Source organism: Streptomyces sp. NPDC014870, from assembly GCF_043081505.1.
GTDB lineage: Bacteria > Actinomycetota > Actinomycetes > Streptomycetales > Streptomycetaceae > Streptomyces.
Genome location: NZ_JBIBWQ010000005.1, coordinates 50,537 through 69,633 on the forward strand (window position 1 = coordinate 50,537; position 19,097 = coordinate 69,633).

General features: G+C 72.3%; 18 protein-coding genes. 4 read left to right on the top strand and 14 right to left on the bottom strand.

Going from position 1 to position 19,097, the window contains the following annotated elements; all coding sequences use genetic code 11:
- Positions 1-23: 23 nt before the first annotated feature.
- From truB to rimP, 7 genes are all read right to left on the bottom strand, one after another.
- Positions 24-923 carry a tRNA pseudouridine(55) synthase TruB gene (gene truB / locus ACF09C_RS15835; RefSeq protein WP_392092049.1) on the bottom strand — a complete coding sequence of 300 codons (900 nt, stop codon included), beginning with the start codon at positions 921-923 and terminating at the stop codon, positions 24-26.
- Positions 923-1,372: a 30S ribosome-binding factor RbfA gene (gene rbfA / locus ACF09C_RS15840; protein WP_361603499.1), complete on the bottom strand. Its 450-nt coding sequence runs from the start codon at positions 1,370-1,372 to the stop codon at positions 923-925. Before rbfA ends, truB begins: the two co-directional genes overlap by 1 nt.
- A 29-nt stretch (positions 1,373-1,401) precedes the next feature.
- Positions 1,402-1,695 (bottom strand): DUF503 domain-containing protein, encoded by a 294-nt coding sequence (locus tag ACF09C_RS15845; RefSeq protein ID WP_362415579.1) that lies wholly within the window; start codon positions 1,693-1,695, stop codon positions 1,402-1,404.
- A gap of 141 nt (positions 1,696-1,836) precedes the next feature.
- Positions 1,837-4,935, bottom strand: a complete 3,099-nt coding sequence (gene infB, locus ACF09C_RS15850) for a translation initiation factor IF-2 (protein WP_392092050.1) — start codon at positions 4,933-4,935, stop codon at positions 1,837-1,839.
- Positions 4,936-5,082: 147 nt separating this feature from the next.
- Positions 5,083-5,361 (bottom strand): YlxR family protein, encoded by a 279-nt coding sequence (locus ACF09C_RS15855; RefSeq protein WP_392092391.1) that lies wholly within the window; start codon positions 5,359-5,361, stop codon positions 5,083-5,085.
- Positions 5,362-5,498: 137 nt separating this feature from the next.
- A complete protein-coding gene (gene nusA, locus ACF09C_RS15860) occupies positions 5,499-6,506 on the bottom strand; it encodes a transcription termination factor NusA (protein WP_392092051.1) in 1,008 nt (335 codons plus the stop codon).
- Positions 6,507-6,508: 2 nt separating this feature from the next.
- A complete protein-coding gene (gene rimP / locus ACF09C_RS15865) occupies positions 6,509-7,006 on the bottom strand; it encodes a ribosome maturation factor RimP (protein WP_392092052.1) in 498 nt (165 codons plus the stop codon).
- Between the two features lie 122 nt (positions 7,007-7,128).
- Between rimP and ACF09C_RS15870 the strand changes: the two genes are divergently transcribed.
- The 4 genes from ACF09C_RS15870 to ACF09C_RS15885 are packed head-to-tail and all read left to right on the top strand — an operon-like array spanning position 7,129 to position 10,220.
- Entirely contained in the window at positions 7,129-7,893 is a 765-nt protein-coding gene (locus tag ACF09C_RS15870) for a hypothetical protein (RefSeq protein WP_392092053.1), read from the top strand.
- The gene (locus ACF09C_RS15875) at positions 7,890-8,306 is read left to right on the top strand and encodes a ferritin-like domain-containing protein (protein WP_392092054.1); all 417 of its coding nucleotides are present in this window, start codon (positions 7,890-7,892) and stop codon (positions 8,304-8,306) included. Before ACF09C_RS15870 ends, ACF09C_RS15875 begins: the two co-directional genes overlap by 4 nt.
- A 58-nt stretch (positions 8,307-8,364) precedes the next feature.
- Complete coding sequence (locus ACF09C_RS15880; RefSeq protein WP_392092055.1) at positions 8,365-9,264, top strand: aminoglycoside phosphotransferase family protein; 900 nt, start codon at positions 8,365-8,367, stop codon at positions 9,262-9,264.
- A gap of 47 nt (positions 9,265-9,311) precedes the next feature.
- Entirely contained in the window at positions 9,312-10,220 is a 909-nt protein-coding gene (locus ACF09C_RS15885; RefSeq protein ID WP_392092056.1) for a slipin family protein, read from the top strand.
- Positions 10,221-10,272: 52 nt separating this feature from the next.
- On the opposite strand, the gene ACF09C_RS15890 is transcribed toward ACF09C_RS15885, so the two are convergent.
- From ACF09C_RS15890 to aroA, 7 genes are all read right to left on the bottom strand, one after another.
- Positions 10,273-11,973, bottom strand: coding sequence for a proline--tRNA ligase (locus ACF09C_RS15890; RefSeq protein ID WP_392092057.1), 1,701 nt, complete (start codon positions 11,971-11,973; stop codon positions 10,273-10,275).
- Between the two features lie 71 nt (positions 11,974-12,044).
- A complete protein-coding gene (locus ACF09C_RS15895; protein ID WP_392092058.1) occupies positions 12,045-12,608 on the bottom strand; it encodes a GNAT family N-acetyltransferase in 564 nt (187 codons plus the stop codon).
- A gap of 50 nt (positions 12,609-12,658) precedes the next feature.
- On the bottom strand, positions 12,659-13,504 hold the full coding sequence (locus ACF09C_RS15900; protein WP_392092059.1) for a GNAT family N-acetyltransferase: 846 nt from the start codon (positions 13,502-13,504) through the stop codon (positions 12,659-12,661).
- Positions 13,505-13,768: 264 nt separating this feature from the next.
- Positions 13,769-14,926 (bottom strand): flavodoxin-dependent (E)-4-hydroxy-3-methylbut-2-enyl-diphosphate synthase, encoded by a 1,158-nt coding sequence (gene ispG / locus ACF09C_RS15905; RefSeq protein WP_392092060.1) that lies wholly within the window; start codon positions 14,924-14,926, stop codon positions 13,769-13,771.
- Positions 14,927-15,028: 102 nt separating this feature from the next.
- The gene (locus ACF09C_RS15910) at positions 15,029-16,333 is read right to left on the bottom strand and encodes a M50 family metallopeptidase (RefSeq protein ID WP_392092061.1); all 1,305 of its coding nucleotides are present in this window, start codon (positions 16,331-16,333) and stop codon (positions 15,029-15,031) included.
- Positions 16,330-17,592, bottom strand: coding sequence for a 1-deoxy-D-xylulose-5-phosphate reductoisomerase (dxr, locus tag ACF09C_RS15915; RefSeq protein WP_392092062.1), 1,263 nt, complete (start codon positions 17,590-17,592; stop codon positions 16,330-16,332). The genes ACF09C_RS15910 and dxr overlap by 4 nt, the downstream gene beginning before the upstream one ends.
- Positions 17,593-17,625: 33 nt before the next feature.
- A complete protein-coding gene (aroA, locus tag ACF09C_RS15920) occupies positions 17,626-18,897 on the bottom strand; it encodes a 3-phosphoshikimate 1-carboxyvinyltransferase (RefSeq protein WP_392092063.1) in 1,272 nt (423 codons plus the stop codon).
- Positions 18,898-19,097: the final 200 nt, after the last annotated feature.

The following is a 19,097-nucleotide window of genomic DNA, read 5'->3' on the forward strand; positions in this document are numbered from 1 at the left end:
ACGCGATCGAACGCGACCGGGCCTCAGCCGAAGACGGCCAGGCTCTTCGCCTTGCCCTTCTGCTCCTCCACGAGGGCCAGCAGCCGCCCGTCCGGACCGAAGACGGCCACCGGCCCCTCGGGGTACGCCGGCATCTCCAGACGTACGCCGTTCAGCAGCAGCCGGCCCCGCTTCTCGTCGACGTCCCAGCGCGGGAACGCCGCCGAGGCCGCGTCGGCGACCGGCATGACCGTCAGCTCCTCCTGGAGCTGGTCGAGCGTCCGCGCCGAGTCGAGCTTGTAGGGGCCGACCCGGGTACGTCGCAGCGCGGTCAGATGACCGCCCACGCCGAGCCCGGCGCCCAGGTCACGGGCGAGCGCCCGGATGTACGTACCGGAGGAGCACACCACCGAGACGACCAGGTCCACGACCTGCGTGCCGTCCTCGGCGACGGCCTCCCGGACGTCGTACACCCGGAACGAGGAGACGGTGACCGGCCGCGCCGGGATCTCGAACTCCTCGCCGCCGCGCACCCGCGCGTACGAACGCTTGCCGTCGATCTTGATGGCGGAGACCTTCGACGGCACCTGCATGATGGCGCCGGTCAGCTCGGCCACGCCCGCGTCGATCTGCTCGCGGGTGACCTTCGACGCGTCCACGGACGCCGTGATCTCGCCCTCGGCGTCGTCGGTGATGGTCGTCTGGCCGAGCCGGATCGTGCCGAGGTACTCCTTCTCGGTCAGCGCCAGGTGACCGAGCAGCTTGGTCGCCCGCTCCACACCGAGGACGAGGACGCCCGTCGCCATGGGGTCGAGCGTTCCCGCGTGGCCGACCCGGCGGGTCTTGGCGATCCCGCGCATCTTGGCCACGACGTCGTGCGAAGTGAAGCCCGACGGCTTGTCGACGATGACAAGCCCGTCGGGCGTCTTCCCTGCGTTGCTCATCAGGCGGTGGTGCCCTCTTCGTCCTCGTCCTCGGGCTTGCGGTACGGGTCGGCCTCGCCGGCGTACTTCGCGCCGGAGGACGCCTCGCGCACGGCCGCGTCGGAGGCCCGCGCCTTGTCGAGGAGGTCCTCGATCGTCTTCGCGGTCTCCGGGAGGGCGTCCGCGACGAAGGTCAGCGTCGGGGTGAACTTCGTCCCCGCCGCGGCACCCACGGCGGACCGGAGGATGCCCTTGGCGCTCTCCAGGCCGGCGGCCGCGCTGGCCCGCTCCTCGTCGTCGCCGTAGACCGTGTAGAAGACCGTGGCCTCCCGCAGGTCACCGGTGACGCGGGTGTCCGTGATGGTCACGTGCGTACCCAGGCGCGGGTCCTTGATGCCGCGCTGCAGCTTCTCGGCGACCACCTCCCGGATGAGGTCCGCCAGCTTCTTCGCCCGCGCGTTGTCGGCCACTGGTCCTTCTCCTTCTTTGCCTTGCTCATTCAGTCTTCATCAGTGTGGAGCCTGCGTCGCACCGACAGCAGCTCCACCTCGGGCCTCGCCGCGACCAGCCGCTCGCAGCGGTCCAGCACGTCCGACACGAACCCCGCGTCCCCGGCCACCAGAGCGACCCCGAGACGGGCCCTGCGATGGAGGTCCTGGTCGCCCACCTCGGCCGCGCTCACGGAGAACTTGCGCTGGAGCTCGGCGACGATGGGCCGGACGACGGAGCGTTTCTCCTTCAGCGAATGAACGTCGCCGAGGAGCAGATCGAAGGACAGAGTCCCCACGTACATGTAGTGCCGGATGTCCCGCCGGTTCGGGTTCGGTGGCCTGCCAGGCCCTCGCTTGGCAGGAACACCAGAACCGTACACGCAACGGCCGGGGCCGATCGACGGAATACTTTCCGCCGACCGGCCCCGGTACTACCGCTGCCGTCAGGCGCGCGGCTTCTCGCGCATCTCGTACGTCGCGATGACGTCGTCGATCTTGATGTCGTTGAAGTTTCCGAGGTTGATACCGCCCTCGAAGCCTTCGCGGATCTCGGTGACATCGTCCTTGAAGCGGCGCAGACCGTGGATCGTGAGGTCCTCGGCGATGACCTTGCCGTCGCGGACGAGGCGCGCCTTGGTGTTGCGCTTGACCTCGCCGGAGCGGATGAGGACACCGGCGATGTTGCCCAGCTTGGACGAGCGGAAGACCTCGCGGATCTCCGCCGTACCGAGCTCGACCTCTTCGTACTCCGGCTTGAGGAGGCCCTTGAGCGCCGCCTCGATCTCCTCGATGGCCTGGTAGATCACCGAGTAGTACCGGACGTCGACACCCTCGCGCTCCGCCATCTGCGCCGCACGGCCGGCAGCCCGGACGTTGTAGCCGATGACGATGGCGTCGGAGCCCATGGCCAGGTCGATGTCGGACTCGGTGACCGCACCCACACCGCGGTGCAGGACACGGATGTCGACCTCTTCGCCGACGTCGAGCTGGAGCAGCGAGGCCTCGAGAGCCTCGACCGCACCGGACGCGTCGCCCTTGATGATGAGGTTGAGTTCCTGGACCAGACCGGCCTTGAGCACCTTGTCGAGGTCCTCGAGGGACACCCGGCGGACGCGCTTGGCGAAGGCGGCGTTGCGCTCACGCGCAGCGCGCTTCTCGGCGATCTGACGCGCCGTACGGTCCTCGTCGACGACCAGGAGGTTGTCGCCGGCACCCGGCACGTTGGTGAGACCGAGCACCAGGACGGGAGTCGACGGGGCCGCCTCCTCGACGTTGTTGCCCTTGTCGTCGAGCATCGCCCGGACACGGCCGTACGCGTCGCCGACCACCACGGTGTCGCCGATGCGCAGCGTTCCGCGCTGGACGAGGACGGTCGAGACGGCACCGCGACCGCGGTCGAGGTGGGACTCGATCGCGATGCCCTGCGCGTCCTGGTTCGGGTTGGCCCGCAGGTCGAGCGAGGCGTCCGCGGTGAGGACCACGGCCTCGAGCAGGGAGTCGATGTTGAGACCCTGCTTGGCGGAGATGTCGACGAACATGGTGTCGCCGCCGTACTCCTCGGCCACCAGACCGAACTCGGTCAGCTGACCGCGGACCTTGGTCGGGTCGGCGCCCTCGACGTCGATCTTGTTGACCGCGACGACGATCGGCACGTCGGCCGCCTTGGCGTGGTTGAGCGCCTCGATCGTCTGGGGCATCACACCGTCGTTGGCCGCCACCACGAGGATCGCGATGTCGGTCGACTTCGCACCACGGGCACGCATGGCGGTGAACGCCTCGTGACCCGGGGTGTCGATGAAGGTGATGGCCCGGTCCTCGTCGTTGACCTGGGTCGTGACCTGGTAGGCACCGATGTGCTGGGTGATGCCGCCGGCCTCGCCCGCGACGACGTTGGTCTTGCGGATGGCGTCGAGCAGTCGGGTCTTTCCGTGGTCGACGTGACCCATGACGGTGACGACCGGCGGACGGGAGACCAGAGCCTCTTCGCCGCCCTCGTCCTCGCCGAACTCGATGTCGAAGGACTCGAGGAGCTCGCGGTCCTCCTCCTCCGGCGAGACGATCTGAACGGTGTAGTTCATCTCTTCGCCGAGCATGGTCAGCGTGTCGTCGGAGACGGACTGCGTGGCCGTGACCATCTCACCGAGGTTCATCATCACCGCGACGAGCGACGCCGGGTTGGCGCCGATCTTCTCGGCGAAGTCGGTGAGGGACGCACCGCGCGACAGGCGAATGGTCTCGCCGTTGCCGCGAGGCAGCATCACGCCGCCGACCGACGGGGCCTGCATGGCCTCGTACTCCTGGCGCCTCTGACGCTTCGACTTGCGACCGCGACGCGCGGGACCACCGGGACGACCGAAGGCACCCTGCGTGCCACCACGGGCACCGGGACCACCGGGACGGCCACCGAAGCCGCCGGGACGACCGCCGAAGCCGCCGCCACCGCCGCCGGGACCACCCGGACGACCGCCGCCGCCACCGGGACCGCCGGGACGGCCGGCGAAGCCGCCGCCGCCACCACCGGGACCGGCCGGACGGCCGGCGAAGCCGCCGCCACCGGGACGACCGCCGCCGCCACCCGGACGACCACCGGGGCCACCGGGGCCACGGCCGCCGGGGCCACCACCGGGACGCGGGCCGGCAGCGGGACGCTGCGGCATCATGCCCGGGTTCGGACGGTTACCGCCGGGCGCGCCGCCCGGACGGGGAGCCTGCGGACGAGGCATGCCACCGGGGGTCGGACGGGGGCCGCCCTGACCCTGGGGACGCGGGGCGCCACCGGGGCCGCCCTGCGGACGCGGGGCACCCGGAACGGCACCGCCGCCGGGACGGGGGGCGCCGCCACCCGGACGGGGCGCCTGCGGGCGCGCCATTCCGGTGGAGCCACCCGAGGTGAAGGGGTTGTTGCCCGGACGAGGACCGGCCGGACGGGCACCGCCCGGACGCGGAGCGCCCTGGCCCTGCGGACGCGGGGCACCCTGGCCCTGCGGACGCGGCGCGCCCTGACCCGGACGGGCCGGACGCTCGCCGGTGGGCCGGGGGCCCGGGGTGGCGCCACCGGGGCGCTGACCGGCGGCGGGAGCCGACGGAGGCGCGGTGAACTCGGGGGCGGCCGGAGCCGGCGTGGCCGGCTTGGGCGCGGGCTTCGGGCCCGGGCGGGGGCCCGAGGCGGCCGGAGCCGGAGAGGGGGTGCTGCTCGCGGGGGCCGCCGGCGTGACCGGGGCGGCCGGGGCCGCGGGCGCGGCGGGGGCCGGCTTGGGGGCCGGTGCGCCGGGCTTGGGGGCAGCGGGACGTGCCGCGGCGGCCGGAGACGGCGCCGCGGGCTTCGCGGGGGCGGCCTTACGAGGCGCGCCAGGCTTCGCAGCGGTCTTGCCGGCGCCACCGCCGGGACCCTGCAACGCATCAGTCAACTTGCGCACGACCGGCGCCTCGATCGTCGAGGACGCCGAACGGACGAATTCACCGAGTTCTTGGAGCTTGGCCATGACGACCTTGCTCTCCACACCGAACTCCTTGGCGAGTTCGTATACCCGGACCTTAGCCACTTCGCTCCTTTTAGGTCCGGTTACCGCCGGACCGTCGCTACTTCATGGGCGTACTCATCGCGTACTCATCGAGTGCTCATCGCAATCTCGACCTACTTCCAACTCGCGAGGTACCTGACCGCACGGTTATCCGTGCCGTACTTCTTCTTACGGTGCTGCCTGCTCGACATGAAAGCGGATTTCCGCCGTTTCGAGCGGACCCTGGACCTTGAAGGCCCTCGGGAACGCCCGGCGGCGGACCGCCAGGTCGAGACAGACCGAGGCGGGGTGCAGATACGCACCCCGGCCGGGCAGCGTACCGCGATGATCGGGGACGCACGCGCCCTCGACCGCCACGATGCGCAGCAGATCGCTCTTGGCCGCTCGCTCCCGGCATCCCACACAGGTTCGCTCAGGGCACGCTCGGTCTTGCGTCCGGCCAGACACGCTTAAGTCTACCTCCCCGTAGCGACCCCACCCGTTTGGGGCAAGAATCGAACGGTCGTCTGTCGTGATCTCGCCGTCGCACCACGTGACGACGGCGAGATTCATTCCCCGGGACCCTCGCGGGTCCCTCGGTGCGCTCAGTCCCGGGCGCGCGCGTCCTCGGACGGCTGCTCGGTGTCCGGCCGGATGTCGATGCGCCAGCCGGTGAGCCGGGCGGCCAGGCGGGCGTTCTGGCCCTCCTTGCCGATCGCCAGCGACAGCTGGTAGTCCGGCACGGTCACCCGGGCCGAGCGGGCCGCCAGGTCGACGATCTCGACCTTGGAGACCCGGGCCGGGGAGAGCGCGCTGGCCACCATCTCGGCCGGGTCGTCGGACCAGTCCACGATGTCGATCTTCTCGCCGTGCAGCTCCGCCATCACGTTGCGCACCCGGCTGCCCATGGGGCCGATGCAGGCGCCCTTGGCGTTCAGGCCCGAACGGGTGGACCGTACGGCGATCTTGGTGCGGTGGCCGGCCTCACGGGCGATCGCCGCGATCTCGACGGAACCGTCGGCGATCTCGGGGACCTCCAGGGCGAACAGCTTCTTCACCAGATTGGGGTGCGTACGCGAAAGGGTGACGGACGGACCGCGGACACCCTTGGCTACCCGGACGACGTACGTGCGCAGCCGCAGACCGTGCGTGTACTCCTCGCCCGGCACCTGCTCCTGCACCGGAAGGATGGCTTCCAGCTTGTCGTCGAGGCGGACGAGGACGTTCTTCGGGTCCTTGCCCTGCTGCACCTGCCCGGCGACGATGTCGCCCTCACGGCGGGCGTACTCGCCGAAGGTGACGTCGTTCTCGGCGTCCCGCAGCCGCTGCTGGATGACCTGGCGGGCGGTGCTGGCCGCGATCCGGCCGAAATCCGACGGCGTGTCGTCGAAGTCCTTGGGCTCCTGGCCCTCCTCCAGCTCGGAGGGGTCCTCCTTCGCCCACACCGTCACATGACCGGTCTGCCGGTTCAGCTCCACGCGCGCGTGGCGGCGGGCCGAGGGGGTGCGGTGGTACGCGATGAGGAGGGCCGACTCGATCGCCTCGACCAGCATCTCGAAGGAGATCTCCTTCTCCTGTGCCAAGCCCTTCAGGAGCTTCACGTCGATGTCCACGGCTACGCCTCCTCTTCCTTCTTGTCCTTGCGGTTGAACTCGATCTCGACACGCGCCTTGGCGATGTCCGCGAACTCGGCCCGGCGGGCGGTGGGCTTGCGCCCCTTCACGCCCGGCACCTCGAGGTCGACGCCGGTCTCGTCCACGGCGAGGATCCGGGCGACGAGCTCGGCGCCGTCGGTCAGCTGCAGCTTGGCGAGGCGCCCGGTGGCGCGCACGTAGTGGCGGGGCTCGGTGAGCGGGCGCTCCGCGCCCGGGGTGCCGACCTCGAGGGTGTACTCCCCCTCGCCCATCGCGTCGGTCTCGTCCAGCGTCTCCGAGAGCGCGCGGCTCACATCGGCGACCTGGTCCAGATCGGCACCTTCGTCGGAGTCGACGACCACGCGCAGCACCCGCTTGCGTCCCACGGAGGCCACCTCGATCTCTTCGAGGTCGAGTCCCTGCGCGGCGATGAGCGGCTCAAGGAGTGCTCGCAGCCTGTCGCTCTGGGTGGTGCTCATCCGGGTGACTCCTCGGCCGCGTGTGCTGTTGTGGGTTTCGTCGCGTGTCAGACCAAAGGGTATCCGGTCGCGGGGGGTGTTGCCGTCCACGGGCCCGGGGGCCGCGGGTACGCTCGCCAGCGGTGATCTTCGACCGGGCCGAGGGAGTGAATGTGGGGCGCACGGGGACGTTGGGCAGGCGCGCGCTCCTGGCCGCGGGGGCGGTGACGCTGGTCGGCTGCACCGCCGAGGGCGGCCCCGGGCGGCCGAGGAAGCCGAGCGCGGACGAGCTGGCGGCGCGGGCCGAGGCGGCGCTGCGGCGCCGCTCGGCGGCGACGAGCCGGACCCTGCTGGAACGTTACGACGCGGTGCTCGCCGCCCATCCGGCGCTGACCGCGCGGCTGACCCCGCTGCGGTCGGCGGTGGCGGCGCACGCCGCCGCGCTCGCGGAGGGCGCGGAGGCCCTGGACGCCTACGGCCGCTCCGGGAGCGGGACGACGGGCGGCACACCCGGCGCGGCGGGGAACGGGGCGGCCGGGAAGGCGGCCGGGAACCCGACGGCCGCCGGCACGCCCGGGGAGGCCGGGCAGGCCGTGGACGCCGCGGAGACCGGGAACGCCGGGGGCGCCGGAAACGCCGCTCCTTCGGCCGACACCCGGTCGGCGGATCCGGGCGACGGGCGGACCACGACACCCGCCGCCTCCGCCCCGGCGACCCCCACCCCGCTTCCCGTACCGGCCGATCCGGCGCTCGCGCTCAAGGACCTCGCGGCGCTCGCGCGCAGGACCGCCGACACGCACGCGGCGGCGCTGCTCGACGCCCCGCCCGAGTACGCCCGGCTGCTCGCCTCGGTGGCGGCCTCCGGCGCCGCGCACGCGTATCTGCTGACCGAAGGAGGCCGGGCATGAGCGCCCTGGAAGCGGCCCGGGCGGCGCTCGCCGCCGAGCACGCGGCGGTGTACGGGTACGGGGTCGTCGGCGGCCGGATCGGCGCCGAGCGGCGGGCGGAGGCCATGGCCGCGCACGAGGCGCACCGGGCCAGGCGCGACGCCCTGCGCAGGACCGTGCGGGACCTGGGCGGTGAGCCGGTCGCCGCGGCGGCCGGCTATCAGCTGCCGTTCGCGGTGCCCGACCCGGCCGCGGCCGTGCGGCTCGCCGCCGTCCTGGAGGACCGGGTGGCCGGGGTGTACTCCGACCTGGTCCGGGCGGCGGAGGGGCCGCTGCGGCGGGACGCCGCCGCCGCGCTGCGCGAGGCGGCGGTCCGGGCCGTCCGCTGGCGCGGCACCGACGTAACCTTTCCTGGGCTCGCCGAGCGGGTGTGACTCGGGGCCGGAACCGGCCCCGACCAGGCTTTCGTACTGCAGAAGGAACAACGCACGCATGGCTTTCGAACCGCCGCAGCGACTGGCGCGGACGCTCGGCGAGACGTACGGGGACGCGGTCGCGGCCGAGTGGCTCGGGAAGCTGCCCGAGCTCGCCCTGACCGCGGTCGAGCACGCCTCCCTGGACGTCGAGCGGGTGATGGCGCCCGGCGGGCGCAGCAGCCTGGTGGTGCTGGTGCGGCGCCCCGACGGCTCCCCCGCCGCGCTGAAGATCGCCCCCGAGGCCGCGCGGCCCGATCTGGAGCGGGACGCGCTGGCGCACTGGGACGGCTGGGGCGCGGTACGGCTGCTCGACGCGCCCGAGGACGGTTCGCTGCTGCTGGAACGGCTGCACCCCGAGGTGTCGCTGCGGTCGCTGCCGGAGGCCAAGGCGCTCCTGGAGGCGGCGGGCACGGTACGCAGGCTGTGGGTCGAGCCGCCCGCAGGGCACGGCTTCGAGACGGTCGCCGAGCGCACGGCCCGGCAGGCGACGGCGATGGACGCCTACCGCGCCGATGCCGAGACGGCCGCGCTGACCGCCGCAGCGCTCGATGTGCGCGAGGAGCTGGTCGCGCTGTCCCCGGAGAGCCTGCTCCTGCACGGGAACTTCCGGCAGGGCAAGGTGCTCGCGGGTGACCGGGCGCCGTGGCTGGCCGTGGGCCCCGAGCCGCTGGTCGGCGAGCGCGCCTACGACCTGGCGCGTCTTGTGCGGGACCGGGTCGAGGACCTGGTGGCGGCTTCTGCGGGGGCTTCGGCGGCCCGGCGGCGGGTCAACCGTCTCGCGGACTCGCTGGAGGTGGACCGGGAGCGGCTGCGCGGCTGGACGCTGTTCCGAGCGGTCGAGTCGGCGACGCGGGCGCTGTCCGCGGGCCGTCGGCAGGACGCGGAGCTGCTCCTGGAGTTCGCGGGCTGGCTGTAGGGGAATACCTTTGCTGTAAGACTCGGCTCGGACCTTTGGGGGCCGTGATGGTCGAGGAGCTTCTGGCGGCGGCTGCGGCGACCGGAGTAGCTGTCGTGGTGTACGTGGGCGCGGCGGCGCGCGTGGTGAAGCAGTACGAGCGGGGCGTGGTCTTCCGCTTCGGCCGGTTGCTGGGCGATGTCCGCCAGCCGGGCTTCACGATGATCCTTCCGTTCGTGGACCGGCTCCACAAGGTGAACCTGCAGATCGTGACGATGCCGGTGCCCGCGCAGGAGGGCATCACGCGGGACAACGTGACGGTGCGCGTGGACGCGGTCGTCTACTTCAAGGTGGTGGACGCGGCCGAGGCGCTGGTGCGGGTGGAGGACTACAAGTTCGCGGTCTCGCAGATGGCGCAGACCTCGTTGCGGTCGATCATCGGCAAGAGCGATCTGGACGACCTGCTCTCCAACCGGGAGAAACTCAACCAGGGCCTTGAGCTGATGCTGGACTCGCCTGCGATCGGATGGGGCGTGCAGATCGACCGCGTGGAGATCAAGGACGTGTCCCTGCCGGAGACCATGAAGCGGTCGATGGCCCGGCAGGCGGAGGCGGACCGGGAGCGGCGCGCGCGGGTGATCAACGCGGACGCGGAGCTGCAGGCGTCGAAGAAGCTGGCGGAGGCGGCGGGCGTGATGTCGGCGGAGCCGGCGGCGCTGCAGCTGAGGCTGTTGCAGACGGTGATGGCGGTGTCGGCGGAGAAGAACTCGACGCTGGTGCTGCCGATCCCGGTGGAGCTGCTGAGGTTCCTCGAGCGTGCCGCGCCCGCGCCAGGCGAGAGCGCGGCGCCCCGGCAGGAGGCCCTGCCGGGTGTCCCTGCCATGGAGGACCTGGCTCTTCCGGAACCCCCGCTCACCCTGGACGAGACGCTGACGGGCGCGCCCGTGGAGCCGTTCCCCCGGGACGAGGCGGCGTGACGCCACGCGGGGGCGGGTGCCCGAAGGCTCCCGCCCCCGCGTACGGCCTGTGTCAGGCGCTCAGGCGGGCGATGGCCTCGTCGACCGGCAGTTCCTCGCGCTCGCCCGTGCGGCGGTCCTTCAGCTCCAGAACGCCCTCGGCCGAGCGGCGGCCCGCGACGAGGATCTTCGGGACGCCGATGAGCTCCGCGTCGGTGAACTTGACGCCGGGCGAGACGCCCGCGCGGTCGTCGACCAGGACACGGAGGCCCGCGGCGCGCAGCTTCTCGGACACCTCCAGGGCCAGTTCGGTCTGGAGCGCCTTGCCGGCGGCGACCACGTGCACGTCGGCCGGGGCGACCTCGGCGGGCCAGCACAGTCCCTTGTCGTCGGCGGACTGCTCGGCGAGGGCGGCGACGGCGCGGGAGACGCCGATGCCGTACGAGCCCATGGTGACGCGGACCGGCTTGCCGTTCTGGCCGAGGACGTCGAGCTTGAGGGCGTCGGCGTACTTGCGGCCGAGCTGGAAGATGTGGCCGATCTCGATGGCGCGGTCCAGCTTCAGGCCGGTGCCGCACTTGGGGCACGGGTCGCCTTCCTGGACGACGACCACGTCGACGTAGCGGTCGACCTCGAAGTCACGCCCCGCGACGACGTTCTTCGCGTGCATGCCCTCCTTGTTGGCGCCCGTGATCCACGCGGTGCCGGGGGCCACGCGCGGGTCGGCGATGTACGTGACCTTCTCCAGGCCCTGCGGACCGACGTAGCCGCGTACGAGGTCGGCGCGCTCGGCGAAGTCGGCCTCGGTGACCATCTCGACGGCGGCGGGGGCGAAGTGCTCCTCGACCTTGCCCAGGTCGACCTCGCGGTCGCCGGGCACGCCCACGGCGATGATCTCTCCGTCGACCTTCACCAGGAGGTTCTTGAGGGTGGCGGAGGCCGGGACGCCGAGGGAGGCGGCCAGGGTCTCGATGGTCGGGGTGTCGGGGGTGGGGATCTCCTCGGCGGCGGGGACGGCGGAGCCGTCGACCGGCTGGAGCTCGTAGGAGATCGCCTCGGTGTTGGCGGCGAAGTCGCAGTTCGGGCAGTCGGCGAAGGTGTCCTCGCCGGCCTCGGCCGGCGCGAGGAACTCCTCGGACTTGGAGCCGCCCATGGCGCCGGCGGTGGCGGCGACGATGCGGTAGTCGAGGCCGAGGCGCTCGAAGACGCGCCGGTATGCCTCGCGGTGCAGGGCGTAGGACTGGGCGAGGCCCTCGTCCTCCGTGTCGAAGGAGTAGGAGTCCTTCATCTGGAACTCGCGGCCGCGCAGGATGCCGGCGCGGGGACGGGCCTCGTCGCGGAACTTCGTCTGGATCTGGTACAGGATGACCGGCAGGTCCTTGTAGGACGAGCACTGGTCCTTCACCAGGAGGGTGAAGATCTCCTCGTGGGTCGGGCCGAGGAGGTAGTCGCCGCCCTTGCGGTCGTTGAGGCGGAAGAGCTCGGCGCCGTACTCGTCCCAGCGGCCGGTCGCCTCGTAGGGCTCCCGGGGCAGCAGGGCGGGGAGGAGGACCTCCTGGGCGCCGATGGCGTCCATCTCCTCGCGGACGATCCGCTCGACGTTGGAGAAGACCTTCTTGCCCAGGGGCAGCCAGCTCCAGATGCCGGCGGCGGTACGGCGCACGTAGCCGGCCCGGACGAGGAGCTTGTGGCTGAGGACCTCGGCGTCCGCCGGGTCGTCGCGCAGCGTCTTCGCCATCAACTGGGACATGCGCTGGACCGGTGCGTTGGCCATGGTTCTCGTACTCCTGCCGGAAATCTGGGTGATGGCTAGGAGGTTAGCCGGGTGCCCCGCGCGGGCGGAAATCAGTTCCCGCTCGCGGCCCGTCGCGGCAGCGGGAGCGGGGCGCCCATCACGGCGTACGGGCGGGGGGCGCTCGGGAAGTGGACCTGGCGGGCGAGGTCGATGTAGCCGAGGGAGCGGTAGAGGCCGCGGGCGGGGCTCTCGGTGTCGATGGCGGAGAGGATCGAGCGGGGCAGTTTCGACTGGTCGGTGATGGTGGTGATCAGCTCGCGGCCGACGCCCCGGCCCTGGTGGCCGGGGTGGACGTGCAGCTCGGTGATCACGAAGGAGTCGTCGAGCCAGTCGACGGTGCCGTTGGCGCGGAGGTACGGCTCGACGATGCCGGACCACCAGTGGGCGCGGTCGTTGGGCATCCCGTACACGAAGCCGACGAGCCGGCCCGAGTCGGTGGTCGCGCCGTACGCGCGGGCGCCGGGGTTCTGGAGGTGGCGCAGCACGATGTGGCGGCGGACGACGACCTCGTCCTGACTCAGTCCGAAGGCGACCGCCTGAACGGCGAGGGCCTCGTCGACCCGTTCGGCGAGGTCGATCGGTCCGATCCTGACGTGGGTCTCGGCGTCATCCATGCGCCGCACCTTACAAGCGCTCCCGAACGCGTGCTTCCGAACAGGACGCTTCAGAACAGGACGCTCATGAAGGCGCCGACCTCGCGGAAGCCGACGCGGCGGTACGCGGCGCGGGCGGGGGTGTTGTAGTCGTTGACGTACAGGCTGACGACGGGGGCGACGTCGGCGAGCGCGTAGCGGAGCACGGCGGCCATGCCGGTCTCGGACAGGCCGCGGCCGCGGTGTTCGGGGGCGACCCAGACGCCCTGGATCTGGCAGGCCTGGCGGGTGGCGGCGCCGATCTCCGCCTTGAAGACGACCTTGCCGTCCTCGACGCGGGCGAAGGAGCGGCCGGTGCCGACGAGCTCGGCGACGCGGGCCTGGTAGAGCAGGCCGCCGTCGCCGGCCATCGGGGAGATGCCGACCTCCTCGGTGAACATGGCCACGCACGCGGGCATGATCAGCTCCATCTCGTCCTTGCGGACGCGGCGGACGAGCGGGTCGGCCTCGACGGTCGCGGAGGGCGCCTCGGTGACCATCAGCGGCTGGTGGGCGCGGATGTCGCGGGCGGGGCCCCAGCTGGGCTCCAGGAGGTTCCAGAGCTGGGTGGTGGGCTCGGCGGGGCCGACGATCGAGGAGCAGCGGCGGCCGGTCCTGCGGGCGCGGTCGGCGAAGGCGCGGACGGCGTCGGGGGTGGCGCAGACGGGGACGAGGTTGGCGCCGGAGTAGCACAGCGAGCGCAGCCGTCCGTCGGTGTACCAGCCCCACATCTCGCCGCCCAGACGCCAGGGGTCGAGTCCGGCGGCCTGGACGCGGGCGGTCACGAAGGCGTTCTCGACGGGGGCGCTCTCCAGGACGGCGAGCGCGGCGCCGAGGTCGGCGGGTTCGAGGACCCGGGTGGTGGTCTGCGTCAACACGAGGGGGCCTCACCATGCGGTCTGCTGATTCTCCGCACTGTACCTGGCGCGTCGGGGAGGCGGCGGGCGAGCGCCGGGGAGCCCGTCCGGGGACCGGGGGCGCGGGCGGGCGCCGGGGCACAGGGGCCGGACGCCCCGATGGCCCGGTGGGCTCGGGGACCGGGTTCCGGAGTTCGGACGCGACGGACGGGGCGTGGCGCCGGGACGGGGCGAGGCCCCGGCGCGGGTGCGGCGGGGCCTCGTGGGGGTGATTGCGGGGCGGGGTCAGACGCCGATGGCGACCGTCGGCTCGCCCGAGGCGACGCCGTCCTTCTCCATCTGCTCGGCGATCTTCAGCGCCTCCTCGATGAGGGTCTCGACGATCTTCGACTCGGGGACGGTCTTGATGACCTCGCCCTTGACGAAGATCTGGCCCTTGCCGTTGCCGGAGGCGACGCCGAGGTCGGCCTCGCGGGCCTCGCCGGGGCCGTTGACGACGCAGCCCATGACGGCGACGCGCAGCGGGACCTCCATGCCCTCGAGGCCGGCGGTGACCTCCTCGGCGAGCTTGTACACGTCGACCTGGGCGCGGCCGCAGGACGGGCAGGAGACGATCTCCAGGCGGCGCGGCTTGAGGTTCAGCGACTCCAGGATCTGGTTGCCGACCTTGACCTCCTCGACCGGCGGCGCGGAGAGCGAGACGCGGATGGTGTCGCCGATGCCCTCGGACAGCAGCGCACCGAAGGCGACCGCGGACTTGATGGTGCCCTGGAAGGCGGGGCCGGCCTCGGTGACGCCGAGGTGCAGCGGGTAGTCGCACTGGGCGGCGAGCTGGCGGTAGGCGTTGACCATCACGACCGGGTCGTTGTGCTTGACCGAGATCTTGATGTCGCCGAAGCCGTGCTCCTCGAAGAGGGACGCCTCCCAGAGGGCGGACTCGACGAGCGCCTCCGGGGTGGCCTTGCCGTACTTCTTCAGCAGCCGGGCGTCGAGCGAGCCCGCGTTGACGCCGATCCGGATCGGGGTGCCCGCGTCCTTGGCGGCGTGCGCGATCTCCTTGACCTTGTCGTCGAACTGCTTGATGTTGCCGGGGTTGACGCGGACGGCCGCACAGCCGGCGTCGATGGCGGCGAAGACGTACTTCGGCTGGAAGTGGATGTCGGCGATCACCGGAATCTGCGACTTCCTCGCGATCGTCGCGAGCGCGTCGGCGTCGTCCTGCGTGGGGCAGGCGACGCGCACGATCTGGCAGCCGGAGGCGGTCAGCTCGGCGATCTGCTGGAGCGTGGCGCCGATGTCGGACGTACGGGTCGTCGTCATCGACTGCACCGAGACGGGCGCGTCCCCGCCCACCGCGACCGATCCGACCTGGATCTGGCGGCTCTTGCGCCGCTCGGCGAGCCGGGTCGGAACGGACGGGATACCGAGAGAAATCGCGGTCATCAGCTGTACAACCCCAAGGTGTGGTTCATCGGGCTCAGGTATTCGAGATTACCGCCCCGGGCACGGGTGGCCGGACACCCAGGGGGTCCGGCCACCGATCGGTCACGTCAGCTTCACCGGGTTGACGATGTCCGCCGCGAGGACGAGCAGGGTGAAGCAGACGAACACGCCCGCCACGACGTACGCGGCCGGCATCAGCTTGGCCACGTCGAACGGGCCCGGGTCGGGGCGCCGGAAGATCCGCGCGGTGTGGCGGCGGACGGACTCCCACAGGGCGCCTGCGATGTGACCGCCGTCGAGCGGGAGCAGCGGCAGCATGTTGAACAGGAACAGCGACACGTTGAACATCACGAGCAGCTGGAGGAAGAAGACCAGCCGGGTCTCCGCCGGTGCCTCGATGCTCATCAGCTCGCCGCTGATGCGGGCCGCGCCGACGACGCCCACGGGCGAGTCCTGCTTGCGCTCGCCGTCGCCGAAGGTGGCGTCCCAGAGGTCCGGGATCTTGCCGGGCAGGGCGAGGACGGACTCGAAGCCGGCCTGGAGCTGGTCGGTCATCCGGGAGGCGGACTCGCCGAAGGTGAGCGGGACGACCTCGCGGCCGGACTCGAAGCCGAGGTAGCCGGCGGAGACGTACTGCGCGGGCTGCACGACCCGGCCGTCCGCGTCCTTCTTGAGGACCTTGTTCTCCAGGAGGGTGGCCTTGAGGTCCACCTCCTTGCCGTCGCGCAGCACGGTGACCGTGGCGGCCCCGGTGGTGGCGCGGATGCGGTCGGAGAGGGTGTTCCAGTCGGTGACGCGCTCGCCGTTGAAGGCGACGATCCGGTCGCCCTTGAGCAGGCCGGCCGCCTTGGCCGGGGAGGGCCGGTCGGTCGCCTTGCAGGTGTCGCGCTTCTCGCTCTGGTCGATGACGCAGTTGGTGACGCCCGCGACCTTGGTGGTCTGGGTCTCGAAGCCGACGGCCATCGCGCTGCCGAAGAAGAGCAGGACGGCGAGGATCAGGTTCATGAACGGGCCGGCGAACATCACGATGACGCGCTTCCACGGCTTGCGCGTGTAGAAGAGCCGCTTCTCGTCGCCGGGCTTGAGCTCCTCGAAGGAGGCCTCGCGGGCGTCCTCGATCATCGCCCGCCAGGGCGAGGTGGAGCGGGCCTCGATCCGGCCGTCCTTGCCGGGCGGGAACATGCCGATCATCCGGATGTAGCCGCCGGCCGGGATGGCCTTGATGCCGTACTCCGTCTCACCCTTCTTCCGGGACCAGATGGTGGGGCCGAAGCCGACCATGTACTGGGGCACGCGGATGCCGAAGAGCTTGGCCGTGGAGAGGTGGCCGAGCTCGTGCCAGGCGATGGAGACGAGCAGCCCGAACGCGAACAGCGCGATGCCGAGGAGCGTCAGAAGTACGGTCATGCGTGCGCCTCCGCGGTCGCCTTCGCAGCCTGTGCTGCCAGTTCCCGGGCCCGGGCCCTGGCCCAGGTCTCCGCTTCAAGGACGTCCGACACCGTGAGCGGGGTTCCCCGGTCGGGGGTGCCGTGCTCGGTGACGACAGCCGTGACCGTATCCATGATTCCGTTGAAGGGCAGCCTTCCGGCGAGAAACGCCTCGACGCACTCCTCGTTCGCCGCGTTGAAGACGGCGGGGGCCGTGGAGCCCAGCTCGCCGACGTGCCGGGCGAGGCCGACGGAGGGGAAGGCCTCGGTGTCGAGCGGGAAGAACTCCCAGCTGGAGGCCTTGGTCCAGTCGAAGGCGGGGGCCGCGTCGGGGACGCGCTCCGGCCAGCCGATGCCGAGGGCGATCGGACCGCGCATGTCGGGCGGGGTGGCCTGGGCGAGGGTGGAGCCGTCGGTGAACTCCACCATGGAGTGGACGTACGACTGGGGGTGGACGACGACCTCGATGCGGTCGAAGGGGATGTCGTAGAGGAGGTGCGCCTCGATGACTTCCAGGCCCTTGTTCACCAGGGTCGCGCTGTTGACCGTGATGACGGGGCCCATGGCCCAGGTCGGGTGGGCGAGCGCGTCCTCGCGGGTGACGTGTGCCAGCTCCGCGCGCGTACGGCCGCGGAAGGGGCCTCCGGAGGCGGTGACGACCAGCTTGCGGACGTCGGCGCGGGTGCCGGCGGCGAGCGCCTGGAAGAGCGCGGCGTGCTCGGAGTCGACCGGGATGATCTGGCCGGGCTTGGCGACCGCCTTGACCAGCGGGCCGCCGACGATCAGCGACTCCTTGTTGGCGAGGGCGAGGGTGCGGCCGGCTTCGAGGGCGGCGAGGGTGGGCGCGAGGCCGATGGAGCCGGTGATGCCGTTGAGGACCGTGTGGCAGGGCGAGGCGGCGAGCTGGGTGGCCGCGTCGGGCCCGGCGAGGATCTCGGGGAGCGCCGCGCCGGGGCCGTAGAGCGCGGTGAGCGCCTCCCGCAGCTCGGCGGCCTTGTCCTCGCGGGCGACGGCCACCGCCCCGACGCGCAGCCGGTGGGCCTGCTCGGCGAGCAGTTCGACCCGGCCGCCGGAGGCGGCGAGGGCGGTCACCCGGAAGCGGTCGGGGTGGCGCAGGACCAGATCGATGGCCTGCGTGCCGATGGACCCGGTGGAGCCGAGGACGACGATGTCCCGGCGGCCTTCGGTCGGATCGAAGACCAGGTGCGGGTCGGCGAGAGGAGAGGGGCGGTCGCTCATGCCCCCATTCTTGCCGCAAAGACCGCGCGCCCTTCACCGGGTGCGGGTGAACGCTCCGAACGCGGCGCCGAAGACCTGGTGGAACGCGGGGAACGTCTTCCGTACGCAGCCGGGGTCGTCGAAGGTGATGCCGGGGGTGCGCAGGGCGGTCACGGCGAAGGACATGACGATCCGGTGGTCGCCGTGGGTGGCGATCTCGGCGGGTCCGGTGGGGGTGCCGGGCAGGATCTCGATCCAGTCGGGGCCGGTGGCGACGGTGACGCCCAGGCGGCGGAGGTTCTCGGCGCAGGCGTCGAGGCGGTCGCACTCCTTGACCCGGGTGTTGGCGACGTCCTCGATGCGGACGGGCCCTTCGGCGAAGGGCGCGAGGGCGGCGAGGGTCGGCATGGTGTCGGAGATGTCGCGCATGTTGACGGTCAGCCCGCGCAGCCGGCCGGTGGAGCGGACGGTGGTGGCCGCGTCGGTGGTCTCCACCTCGGCGCCCATCCGGCGGAGCACGTCGACGAAGCCGAGGTCGCCCTGGAGGGCGCCGGTGGTGAGGCCGGGGACGGTGACCTCGCGGCCGGGGGTGGGGTCGAGCGCGGCGGCGGCGAAGAAGTACGAGGAGGTGGAGGCGTCGGGCTCGACGGCGTAGGTGGTGGCGGTGTAGCCGGTGGGCGCGACGGTGTACGTACGCCCCTCCTGGCCGTCCCGGGCCACGGTGACGTCCGCGCCGAAGGCACGCATCATCGCGAGGGTGATCTCGACGTACGGCTCCGAGACCAGGTCGGTCACGGTGATGGTGAGGCCCTCGGCGGTGAGCGGGCCGAGCATGAGGAGCGCGGTCAGGTACTGGGAGGACTGGCCGGCGTCGAGGGTGAGCGCACCGCCCTTGATCCCCGCGGCGTGCACGGTGAGGGGGTGGTGGCCCTCGCGCTCGTGGTGGCGCAGGTCGACGCCGAGGGCGCGCAGGGCGGTGGTGAGGGGGCCGAGGGGGCGGCGGCGCATCTGGGCGGAGGCGTCGAAGCGGTACGTGCCGTGGGCGCCGGCGGCGGCGAGGGTGGGGAGGAAGCGGGCGGTCGTGGCGCCGTCGCGGCAGTAGACGTCGGCCTCGCCGGCGGCGGGGCCCTGGGGACGCCCCTGGATGTGCCAGGCGTCGGCCTCCTGCCGGACCTCGTACCCGAGGGCCTTGAGCCCTTCGGCGAAGCCCTCGGTGTCGTCGGAGACGAGCGGCCGCAGGAGCGTGCTGGTCCCGTCGGCCGCGGCGGCGAGGAAGAGCGCGCGAGCGGTGACGGACTTGGAGCCGGGGATGTCGATGACGGTCACGGGCCCATGGTGCCGTGGGCCCGGGTGGTGGGCGTTTCCCGTCCGGCCCGTGGACGGGGTCGGGTGGGGTGGGGTGGGGTGGGGGGACGGGCGGCGCCGCGCCCCGGGGGGGGGGGCCCCGGGGCCCCGGGGGGGGGGCCCCCCCCCCCCCCCGGGGGGGGGGGCGGCGCCGCGGGGCGCGCCCCCCGAAAGTGGCTCGG